At 45.3% G+C, this 11,032-nt stretch carries 7 protein-coding genes, 1 rRNA gene and 2 riboswitches; all 8 genes read left to right on the plus strand.

What is annotated here, in order from left to right; genetic code table 11:
- Window positions 1-7 precede the first annotated feature (7 nt).
- The gene (locus tag J7I83_RS03805) at window positions 8-1,477 is read left to right on the plus strand and encodes a nicotinate phosphoribosyltransferase (RefSeq protein ID WP_215099347.1); all 1,470 of its coding nucleotides are present in this window, start codon (window positions 8-10) and stop codon (window positions 1,475-1,477) included.
- An 11-nt stretch (window positions 1,478-1,488) separates the two neighbouring features.
- Window positions 1,489-2,316, plus strand: a complete 828-nt coding sequence (gene nadE, locus J7I83_RS03810; RefSeq protein WP_215099348.1) for an ammonia-dependent NAD(+) synthetase — start codon at window positions 1,489-1,491, stop codon at window positions 2,314-2,316.
- A 163-nt stretch (window positions 2,317-2,479) separates the two neighbouring features.
- Entirely contained in the window at window positions 2,480-3,430 is a 951-nt protein-coding gene (locus J7I83_RS03815; protein ID WP_215099349.1) for an AAA family ATPase, read from the plus strand.
- Window positions 3,427-4,641, plus strand: a complete 1,215-nt coding sequence (locus J7I83_RS03820) for a DUF58 domain-containing protein (protein WP_215099350.1) — start codon at window positions 3,427-3,429, stop codon at window positions 4,639-4,641. Before J7I83_RS03815 ends, J7I83_RS03820 begins: the two co-directional genes overlap by 4 nt.
- Window positions 4,638-6,821 carry a transglutaminase domain-containing protein gene (locus J7I83_RS03825; RefSeq protein WP_215099351.1) on the plus strand — a complete coding sequence of 728 codons (2,184 nt, stop codon included), beginning with the start codon at window positions 4,638-4,640 and terminating at the stop codon, window positions 6,819-6,821. The genes J7I83_RS03820 and J7I83_RS03825 overlap by 4 nt, the downstream gene beginning before the upstream one ends.
- A gap of 32 nt (window positions 6,822-6,853) precedes the next feature.
- A riboswitch (purine riboswitch) is annotated at window positions 6,854-6,955 on the plus strand.
- Between the two features lie 125 nt (window positions 6,956-7,080).
- Window positions 7,081-8,619 carry a glutamine-hydrolyzing GMP synthase gene (gene guaA / locus J7I83_RS03830; RefSeq protein ID WP_215099364.1) on the plus strand — a complete coding sequence of 513 codons (1,539 nt, stop codon included), beginning with the start codon at window positions 7,081-7,083 and terminating at the stop codon, window positions 8,617-8,619.
- 124 nt (window positions 8,620-8,743) lie between these two features.
- A riboswitch (purine riboswitch) is annotated at window positions 8,744-8,845 on the plus strand.
- Between the two features lie 116 nt (window positions 8,846-8,961).
- Window positions 8,962-10,299 carry an NCS2 family permease gene (locus tag J7I83_RS03835; protein WP_215099352.1) on the plus strand — a complete coding sequence of 446 codons (1,338 nt, stop codon included), beginning with the start codon at window positions 8,962-8,964 and terminating at the stop codon, window positions 10,297-10,299.
- A 546-nt stretch (window positions 10,300-10,845) separates the two neighbouring features.
- Window positions 10,846-11,032, plus strand: a 16S ribosomal RNA gene (locus tag J7I83_RS03840); the annotation flags it as partial.

Consider the following 11,032-nt stretch of genomic DNA (forward strand, 5'->3'; position numbering starts at 1 on the left):
GACTCTTATGGATAAGCAATATGCGGATGACAGTTTGGCGCTACATACAGATTTATATCAAATCAATATGTCGGAGGCTTATTGGGCAGATGGCATGCATAAGCGGAAGGCGGTATTTGAATTATTTTTCCGCAAACTGCCTTTTGGCAATGGTTACGCCCTGTTTGCTGGATTAGAACGTGTGCTGGACTACTTGAAAAACTTCAAATTTACGGAAAGTGATTTAGAATACCTTCAGGAAGAGCTTGGCTATAAGCAGGATTTTATTGACTATTTGCGGACAATCCGGTTTACGGGAAATGTTTATTCGGTATTGGAAGGTGAACTGGTTTTCCAAAATGAAGCGCTGATCCGTATAGAGGCACCGCTTGTGGAAGCACAATTGATTGAAACCGCCTTATTGAACATCGTCAATTACCAGACACTGATCGCGACTAAAGCCAGCCGCATCAAGCAAATTGTGAAAGATGAGCGGGTTATGGAATTCGGAACCAGGCGTGCCCAGGAAATGGATGCTGCAATCTGGGGAACACGCGCGGCTTATATCGGCGGTCTTGAAGCGACCAGCAACGCGCGGGCAGGAAAGAAATTCGGCATTCCGGTAGCAGGTACCCATGCACATTCTATGGTACAAGCTTATAAAGACGAATACGAAGCATTCCACGCATATGCCAAACGCCACAAAGACTGTGTGTTTTTAGTAGATACATACGATACGTTAAAATCCGGGTTGCCCATCGCTATAAAGGTAGCGAAGGAGCTGGGAGATAAGATCAACTTCCTGGGGATTCGCCTGGACAGCGGAGATATTGCTTTTTTGTCCAAAGAAGCGCGGAAAATGCTGGATGCCGCAGGTTTTCCGGATGCGGAAGTAGTGGTTTCCAATGATTTGGACGAATACACGATTTTAAATTTAAAAGCTCAGGGTGCCCGTGTAGATTCGTGGGGCATCGGTACAAAGCTGATTACTGCCTATGACCAACCTGCATTGGGGGCGGTTTATAAATTGGTTGCGATTGAAAATGACAACGGCGAAATGGAAGATACCATTAAAATTTCGGGAACTGCAGAAAAAGTTACCACTCCGGGACTAAAAAACGTTTACCGGATCATAGATAGGGAAAATGGGAAATCAGAAGGTGACTATATCGCCATGCATGATGAAGATCCCGCTGCCGAAGAACGTTTGAAAATGTTCCACCCTGTCCATACTTTTGTATCGAAATTCGTCACGAATTTTGAAGCAGTCAATATCCATCACAAAGTTATTGAAAATGGAAAGATTGTCTACGAAAATCCAAGCTTAAAGGAAATGCAGGCCTACGCGATTAAAAACATGGACCTGTTATGGGAAGAGTACAAACGCTCATTGAATCCTGAAGAGTACCCAGTTGATCTCAGCCAGAAATGCTGGGACAATAAAATGAGGAATATTCAGGAAGTGCGGCAGGCAGTCCAAGATTATATCAGAGACTAAGGAGGATTCAGATGACTACTTTACAACAGCAAATTATCGAAGAGCTGAAAGTACAGCCTTCTATTCAACCAAAAGTGGAAATTGAACGCACGGTGTCATTTTTAAAAGAGTACCTGAAGCATCATTCGTTCTTAAAAGGATTTGTGCTGGGAATTTCAGGCGGGCAGGATTCTACATTGCTTGGCAAGATGGCCCAGATGGCAGTTGATGAGTTAAATGAAGAAACTGGTGGACAGGACTACGGATTTTATGCCATCCGTTTGCCATACAGCATGCAGTTTGACGAACATGATGCTAAAGATGCGCTGGATTTTATTCAGCCGACCAAACTTTATGCCATCAATATCAAAGAGGCTGTCGACGCGAGCGATCGGGCATTAGAAAAAGTCGGCATCGAATTGTCCGATTTTGCAAAAGGAAATGAAAAGGCTCGTGAGCGGATGAAAGTCCAATATTCGGTGGCGGCAATGCACAATGCCGTCGTATTGGGAACAGATCATGCCGCAGAGGCTGTCACCGGATTTTATACGAAGTTCGGCGACGGGGCAGCTGATTTGACACCGCTGTTTCGTTTGAACAAGCGTCAGGGGCGTGCCATGTTAAAGGAACTCGGTTCTCCTGAACATCTGTACATGAAAATTCCGACCGCGGATCTGGAAGATGACAAACCGGCAATCCCCGACGAAGTTGCTCTGGGAATCACCTATGAAATGATCGATGATTATTTGGAAGGCAAGAAGATTCCGGCGGATGCTCAGGAAACGCTGGAAGGCCATTATTTGAAAACACAGCATAAGCGTCATATGCCTGTTACGGTATTTGATGATTTTTGGAAATGATAAGCAAAAAAGCAGGGATCCTATGGGATGTCCTGTTTTTTGTTTTGGGAAAAACGTTAGAGGGAAAAACCGTGCAGTTGAGTTATTATCCATAATTCGTTATGATTACGATAAGATTGTGATAATTCAAAACATTTTCTGATTTGTATTGGAGGAACTATAAATGAATGCAAAAGAACGGTTGGAAAAAGTCATTGATAATATCGAAAAAGTTATCATCGGCAAGCGCAATATTGCGGAGCTGAGCATCGTTGCCATGCTGTCTCATGGCCATGTTCTGCTTGAGGATGTTCCAGGGGTCGGAAAAACCATGCTGGTCCGCGCTTTGGCTAAATCAGTAGGCGCCGATTTTAAGCGTATCCAGTTTACGCCGGATCTGTTGCCGTCGGACGTCATCGGTGTATCCATCTACAACCCAAAAGACATGGAATTCCATTTTCGCCCCGGCCCGATCATGGGCAATATCATTTTAGCCGATGAAATCAACCGGACGTCCCCAAAAACACAATCTTCTCTTCTGGAAGCGATGGAAGAAGCTTCTGTGACAATCGATGGTGTCACGATGCAGATCCCCAAACCATTCTTTGTTATGGCAACGCAAAACCCGATCGAATACGAAGGAACTTATCCTCTGCCTGAAGCCCAGCTCGACCGCTTTTTATTGAAAATAAAAATGGGGTATCCGACACCAAAAGAAGAAATGGAAGTGTTGAATCGTGCACAATCTGCGGCACCGATTGAAGAATTGACTTCGGTGATTTCCCTGAATGAGCTGTTGGAACTCCAAAAGCAGGTGAAGACGATTAAAGTGGACGAAACCATCCGCAGCTATATTGTCGATTTGTCGAGACAAACCCGCCAGGACGCTTACGTTTATTTGGGCGTAAGCCCGCGCGGCTCGATTGCACTGATGAAAGCTTCCCAAGCCTATGCTTTGTTGAAGGGGCGGGATTATGTGACACCGGATGATGTGCAGTATTTAGCGAAATTCGTCTTTGGCCATCGCATCATGCTGCGGTCGGAGGCCCGTTACGACGGGATAACCGCAGAGGAAATTACAGAGCGAATCTTAGCGAAAACCCGTGTACCTGTTCAAAGGCTAGTAGGCCAATGAATCAACTGAAAAAAATCACAGGTTTATGGGGACGGTTATTCATCGTTTTAATCATCCTTTTTTTTACATTTTCCTTTGCAATGTTCCAGGGAGGTTTTGTCAGCTGGTTTATCTTTTACATGTCCTTACCGTTTATCCTGTATTCGGTTTTGCTGACTTTTTATCCCTTGCAGGATGTTGAAGCATCGAGGAAAATTCATACGGCCCAAGTGCGGAAAGGCGGAAGTTTTTCTGCTACCACGACCATTAATCGGAAAACCGCGTTTCCGCTGCTTTACACTGTTTTAAGCGAACAAACCAATTCATCTTCCCTGAATAAAAGAATGGCGGGCCAGCAGCAGAAAATGATTGTTCCGGGATTTCGGAAAAAGTATTCCTGGACCTATACTGTCGACCAGATGCCAAGGGGGGAGCATGTGCTGGAAGGAATTCACCTGGAAATTGCCGATTTTTTCGGATGGGTGAAAAAAAACCGCCTGCTGCCGATCCAACAAATCGTCCTGGTTTATCCAAATACAGTAGACATTGCTTACCGGCCGATGGAATCCCGCTATGATCAAGGATCGATGGCGGCTCCGTTTACGTTAGTGAAGGACACGACCATGGCCAGCGGAATTCGGGATTACCAGCCTGGGGACCGTGTATCTTGGATTCACTGGAAATCTTATGCACGCACGCAGACATTGCGGACGAAAGAATTTGAGGATCGCCAGTCGCAGGAACTTTTTTTGCTGGATGACCGAAAGCCTTCAGAAAAATTCGAGCTGCAGGTAGAGCTGATAGCTTCTATCCTGCAGTCGATTGTGCGCGCCAATTCGAGCGTGGCTTATCTGTCAGTTGGCCGAAATCGCAATTATTTCCCGTTGATTCAAACAGAGGAGCATCTGCAGCGGGTGATGTATCATTTGGCGAAAGTGCAGAGCGACTTGGACAAACCGGTTGGTCAGGCTATAGGCCGGGAGCTTCAGCAGATGAACACCTCGAGTCTGCTGTATGTCACTAGTCAGCTGTCGATGGACATGGTCGAGACTATCAGGAAAAATGCTAAAAATCTAAGCAACTGCATGTGTTTGGTTGTTGCCAATAAAGGTGAATCCTTGCTGAAGGAAGACGAAGAAGTTCATCAGTTTGCACGTTCGAAAGGGTTTGTGGTCAAACGTGTGAGTCCGGAGAATTTTACAACAGTGTTTACGGAGGTGAACCGGCAATGACTTCCATAAGAAAAAACAAATTATTTATGGCTGTTTTGTACGTGCTGGTTTTCTTTATGCTGGCTGAATGGCTGACGCCGGTCATTGTATTAACCGAAACAGGGCATAAAGCGTTATTCCTAATTTTTATCGCTGTTGGTTTATGGATGGCTTTTTTAAGGGTGCCTTGGTGGTTTTCCGGACCGATAAAAATTCTTTATATTTTGTGGTTTATCATTTATGTCTATACTGGCAATGTGTTTTTTACGGGCGAAGCAATTTCATTTCTCCGGACAGATTTCGGTATGAATTTTTCTGCGTTAACGTCACAGAACTGGGCCCAAACAACAGATGTTTTCCGGACTGTGCTGTTTTTTGTTTTGTTGTGGATGGCGATTTATTTGATTCATTACTGGGTAAGCTTCAGGTTGAGCATCTTTCTATTTTATTTATTGACAGTTGTATTCATCGCGGTTTTAGATACGTTTAGTCCGTACTCAGGAGAAACGGCCATTGTCCGGATTATGGTCATCGGACTGCTGCTTGCCGGACTGCTGCATTTGGCGCGTTGGATGGAAGGCCATCGTATTTTGGAGCGTACGGATAAAATGGCCATGTTTGCCGTGCCGCTTGTTTTATTGGTGGCGTTATCCACTGCATTGGCGTTATACCTCCCAAAAGCCGGACCGATTTGGCCGGATCCTGTTCCGTTTATCACCTCGTTCTCTGGACAGGGGGGTGTCGGAAGTGGAGGCAGTGTTGGCAGGATCGGTTACGGAGTAGACGATTCACGGCTGGGTGGCTCTTTTATCGGAGATGATACAGCTGTATTCCAAGTTGAAGTGTCAGAAGGCCAGTATTGGAAAGTCGAATCGAAAGATGTCTATACGACAAAGGGATGGGAACTGACAGAGAATATCGGCGAATCGTTTATTTATGGAAATAGCGAAACAGTAGATACCGATTTTGAATCGGGTGAAGAAGAGCTGGAATCGGCTTTCTTGTCGATGGAACAGGGATTCCCATTTGTCCTTTATCCTTATGGAACCCAATCTTTTTCAATGGAAGACTCCTTGGACTACCAATACAGTACGGCTGATCAGCGATTTGAAACTTATCAAAATGGACAAGAGTTCGAACCCGAAGCGTACGAAATAAGCTTTACTGAGCCAAGTTACAGCTTGGCTGCTTTACGGGAAACAAACCCTGAGGAGTTAGCGGAGTTGCCTGCCGAGTTTGGCCGGTTTCTGCAATTGCCGGAAGAATTGCCTGACCGTGTCAGGGATTTGGCTGCGGAAGTCACCGAGAGCAGTGACACCGTCTATGACAAAACGCGTGCAATAGAGCGTTATTTCAGCATAGCCGGATTTGAATACAGTCAATCCGATATCCCTGTGCCTGAAGCAGATCAGGATTATGTGGATCAGTTCCTATTCGATACCAAAAGAGGGTATTGCGATAATTTTTCGACTTCTATGGTGGTAATGCTGCGTTCTCTTGATATTCCGGCCCGTTGGGTCAAGGGATTTAATGAAGGGGAGCTGATCAATTCAGAGGGCGGCACCGATGTTTATCAAGTGACAAACAATAATGCCCACTCATGGGTGGAGGCTTATATGCCTGGCGTTGGCTGGATGCTGTTCGAACCGACAATCGGCTTTACTGGATCTTCTTCCATTGATTTCGATTTGGAGCTGGATCCGACAGACCCGGAACAGCCTGATCAACAGGAACAGCCGATAGCAGAACAACCCGGAAGCGCAGACGACGAAGAGGCAGCTGCGGCTTCAGGTTCTTCTTTCTGGAATCGGTCCATCGATTTTATTTCAGACAACCGCTGGAAATTGATCTGGGCATTTGTAGGAATTGCGCTTTTGGGGACCATCCTGTTCAAGATTCGTCATAAATGGATGCCGAAGCTGCTGGTTTCCTATTACCGAATGGGCAGAGGAAGATCGGTTCGTTTTGAAAAAGCCTATCTGCGCTTGCTGAAGCAACTGGAATTGTACGGGATCCACAGGCGGCCTGGACAAACGCTGAAATCTTATGCAGCATATATCGATTCGTTTTTCGGTACGAGGGAAATGTCGGAATTGACCGAAGCCTATGAGCGTACAGTGTACGGAGGCGATGCTGAATCCGTTGACTGGCATGAGTTGAGGGAAAGTCGGGAAAATTTAATCAATCGGACGAGCGGTTGATTTTAAAACCTTTAGCTTGTACAATTGAGAAAATTATAGATTACAGGTGCCCTCATATATGTCCGGTGATATGGATCGGATGTCTCTACCAAGTCCCCGGAAATGACTTGACTATGAAGGTGGATGACGCATGCTTTTTGACATGTGCATTCGCCTTTTTGATGTAGAGCAGAAGAACGCGAGGTCCGATTTTCGCGTTCTTTTGTTATTTTGAGGCCTGAATTGAATAGAAGAGGTGAAGGTTTTGCCAGTTAGTCCAATGTTGAAAGAACAGAAAAAAATCGTCGTTTTGGATTTCGGAAGTCAATACAATCAATTGATCACCCGCCGCATCCGCGAAATCGGGGTATACAGTGAACTTCATCCGCACACAGTGACAGCGGAAGAAATCAAGGATATGAATGCTACAGGAATCATTTTCTCGGGCGGTCCGAACTCGGTTTACGATAAAAACGCTTTTTCCGTCGATGAGGCGATTTTTGAAATGGGCTTGCCGATTTTAGGTATTTGCTACGGCATGCAGCTTATGGCGTTGCACTTGAAAGGGAATGTGGAGAAATCCTCAAACCGTGAATACGGCAAAGCAGAACTGAAGCTGACCAAAGAAAGTAAGATTTTTAAAGACCTTCCTGAAGAACAAATCGTCTGGATGAGCCACGGTGACCTGGTTACTGCAGCTCCTCCTGGATTTGAAGTTATTGGAACAAGCTCTGGCTGTCCAATTGCTTCGATGGCTGATGAAAGCCGCAGATTCTACGGCGTTCAATTCCACCCCGAAGTACGCCATTCGATCTACGGCAACGATCTGCTTCGCAAATTCGTCTATGACGTTTGCGGCATGACGGGTGACTGGTCAATGGAAAATTACATCGACTTGGAGATTGAAAAAATCCGTGAAGAAGTCGGCGATAAAAAAGTTTTGTGCGCGCTTAGCGGCGGAGTGGATTCATCAGTAGTTGCTGTTTTGATCCATAGAGCGATAGGCGATCAACTGACGTGCATGTTCGTCGATCACGGCCTTCTTCGTAAAGGGGAAGCGGAAAGTGTTATGAAGACTTTTGCTGACGGATTCAATATGAATGTCATCAAAATTGACGCGCGCGAACGCTTCATGAGTAAACTTGAAGGCGTCACAGACCCGGAGAAAAAACGCAAAATCATCGGCAATGAGTTTATTTATGTGTTTGATGACGAGGCTTCGAAACTGGAAGGCATGGACTTCCTTGCACAAGGAACGCTTTATACCGACATCATCGAAAGTGGAACGACCACTGCACAGACCATCAAATCGCATCATAATGTAGGCGGGTTGCCAGACGATATGCAGTTTAAATTGATCGAGCCATTGAACACACTATTCAAGGATGAAGTACGCGTTCTTGGAAAAGAACTTGGCATGCCGGATGAAATCGTTTGGCGCCAGCCTTTCCCTGGTCCAGGCCTTGGCATCCGCATCATGGGAGCTGTCACGGAAGAGAAGTTGAAAATCGTCCGTGAATCTGACTGGATTCTTCGCGACGAAATCAGCAAAGCCGGCCTTGACCGTGACATTTGGCAATACTTTACGGTGCTTCCGGATCTTCGCAGCGTTGGAGTAATGGGCGATGCCCGTACTTATGACTATGCTATCGGCATTCGTGCAGTCACTTCCATTGACGGCATGACATCTGACTGGGCACGCATCCCTTGGGAAGTGCTAGAGAAAATCAGCGTCCGTCTGGTCAATGAAGTCGACCACATTAACCGCGTACTGTACGATATTACGAGCAAGCCACCTGCAACGATTGAGTGGGAATAGTTCTGATGGTGCCAGCAAATCCAGCTGGCATCTTTTTTTGTCTTTTTCACGAACTTTTTTTATTTATCGCCTATAAATGTTCGTGTTTAGTCTTGTTAATTGGGTTTATCCATGATATATTACGAAAGAAATTAAATAAGCTTGTCGTATAATGTCGGGGATATGGCCCGAAAGTTTCTACCGAGTCACCGTAAATGACTCGACTACGATTTTAATCCGCTCATTTTCCGAGTAGGGTGCCTTTCAGTTTTTACGTGAAAGGGTAAATCGAACGCATACGGCAATTTGCTGTATGTGTTTTTCTTTTGTAGAAATTATACGCTGGCATTCGGAGGAATCAGAATGAAAAAGTATTTTCAGTTTGAAGAACTGGGAACAAATTACCGCCGTGAATTTATCGGAGGATTAACCACATTTTTAGCGATGGCATATATCCTTGTCGTCAATCCACTGACATTAACCCTGGAGTCAGTTCCTGATCTTCCAGATTCAATGCGAATGGATTATGGAGCTGTCTTTATGGCAACCGCTTTGGCTGCAGCAATTGGGTGTTTGGTGATGGGGATCCTGGCGAAGTATCCAATCGCGCTTGCTCCAGGTATGGGCTTGAATGCATTTTTTGCTTATACGGTTATTCTCACTTACGGAATTCCTTGGGAAACTGCTTTAACAGGTGTTTTATTTTCCGGTCTTATCTTTATTCTCATTACATTAACAGGACTTCGTGAATTGATCATCAACGCCATTCCAGCAGATTTGAAATACGCAGTGGGAGCTGGTATTGGTCTTTATATCACCTTTATCGGTTTGCAGAATGCAGGCATCATCGTCGGTAATCCCGATACTCTGGTAGGACTGGGTGATCTATCGAACAGCTCAGCGCTGCTGGCGATCTTCGGTATGGTTGTCACTGTGGTCTTCATGGTCCGCGGCATTCAGGGCGGAATCTTTTTCGGCATTATGATTGCAGCGATTGTCGGCATGTTCTTTGGCGTAGTCAACTTGCCGAGCGCAATCGTCGATTTCAATGTCCCGAGCATGGCACCGACATTTGGTGTAGCACTTGAGCCGATCTTCAACGATTTTGGTTCGTTGCTGAACATCCAGTTTCTTGTCGTAGTGTTGACTTTCTTATTCGTCGATTTCTTTGATACAGCTGGAACATTGGTGGCTGTAGCCAATCAGGCAGGTTTGATGAAAGACAATAAACTTCCAAGAGCAGGCAAAGCGTTGATGGCAGATTCGATCGCTACGGTGAGCGGGGCGATCTTCGGAACATCGACGACCACTTCGTATATTGAATCGACGTCAGGGGTTGCTGCAGGAGCACGGTCTGGATTTGCAGCCGTCGTCACCGGGCTGTTGTTTCTCGTCTCGATATTCTTTTATCCATTGCTTGAAGTAATCACCAGCGCTGTGACAGCTCCAGCTTTAGTCATCGTTGGCGTCTTGATGGTTTCGGCTCTCGGGAAAATAGACTGGACGAAATTTGAAATTGCAGTGCCGGCATTCCTGACGATGATTGCTATGCCGCTTGGCTATAGTATTGCAACGGGAATCGCAATTGGTTTTATCTTTTATCCGATCACGATGGTCGTAGCAGGGAAGGGCAAACAGGTTCATCCAATCATGTATGGGTTGTTTGTGATTTTCATTTTGTATTTTGTCTTCATAGCGTAAATATAAAAATCCGCCAGAATGATTGGCGGATTTTTTTTGAGCAAAATAATATTTGCACTGGCTGTTATATAGTAGGAACTTGAAATAGACTAAGCGGTTGTTGGTCTGTTGGAAATGAAATTAGGTAAATAAGTATGAGAGGAAGAAAATATCAGCAGGGCTTTTTTACAAGATAACTTCAATTACTGACCATTAGTGTAAAACCTTTTAATATTAGGAGGAGCCTTCAATGTAAAGAGGCAATTCCCTTTCAAATTTGTAACGTTTTTGTAATCTTTTTATTAAGAATTTTCTGTTATAATAAAGAAGTACAAAAATCGTTTAAAAAGTATTGACTCTATAATATGACCATGTTATATTAATCAAGTCGCCAAAGAGCGCGGCACACTGAACCTTGAAAACTGAACAGCAAAACGTCAACAAACAGCAACGGCCGTTGAACGCGGCCCGCGCACAACTTACTGATCAGCGTTATGCAGATCAAAGCGAATCGCGCGTCTTCGGACGGCGATACGCCAGCAAGTTAAGAGCAGTCAAATGTTCTCTATAATGGAGAGTTTGATCCTGGCTCAGGACGAACGCTGGCGGCGTGCCTAATACATGCAAGTCGAGCGGAACCATTGGAGCTTGCTCCTTTGGTTTAGCGGCGGACGGGTGAGTAACACGTGGGCAACCTGCGCTGCAGATAGGGATAACTCACGGCACACGGTGCGAATACCGAATATTTTGCAGC

The organism is Planococcus sp. ISL-110 (assembly GCF_018613575.1).
In the GTDB taxonomy this organism is placed as follows: domain Bacteria; phylum Bacillota; class Bacilli; order Bacillales_A; family Planococcaceae; genus Planococcus.

Coding starts and splice junctions, on each gene's coding strand:
- J7I83_RS03805 (WP_215099347.1), top strand. CDS start 8: ATGGATAAGCAATATGCGGATGACAGTTTGGCGCTACATACAGATTTA.
- nadE (WP_215099348.1), top strand. CDS start 1,489: ATGACTACTTTACAACAGCAAATTATCGAAGAGCTGAAAGTACAGCCT.
- J7I83_RS03815 (WP_215099349.1), top strand. CDS start 2,480: ATGAATGCAAAAGAACGGTTGGAAAAAGTCATTGATAATATCGAAAAA.
- J7I83_RS03820 (WP_215099350.1), top strand. CDS start 3,427: ATGAATCAACTGAAAAAAATCACAGGTTTATGGGGACGGTTATTCATC.
- J7I83_RS03825 (WP_215099351.1), top strand. CDS start 4,638: ATGACTTCCATAAGAAAAAACAAATTATTTATGGCTGTTTTGTACGTG.
- guaA (WP_215099364.1), top strand. CDS start 7,081: ATGTTGAAAGAACAGAAAAAAATCGTCGTTTTGGATTTCGGAAGTCAA.
- J7I83_RS03835 (WP_215099352.1), top strand. CDS start 8,962: ATGAAAAAGTATTTTCAGTTTGAAGAACTGGGAACAAATTACCGCCGT.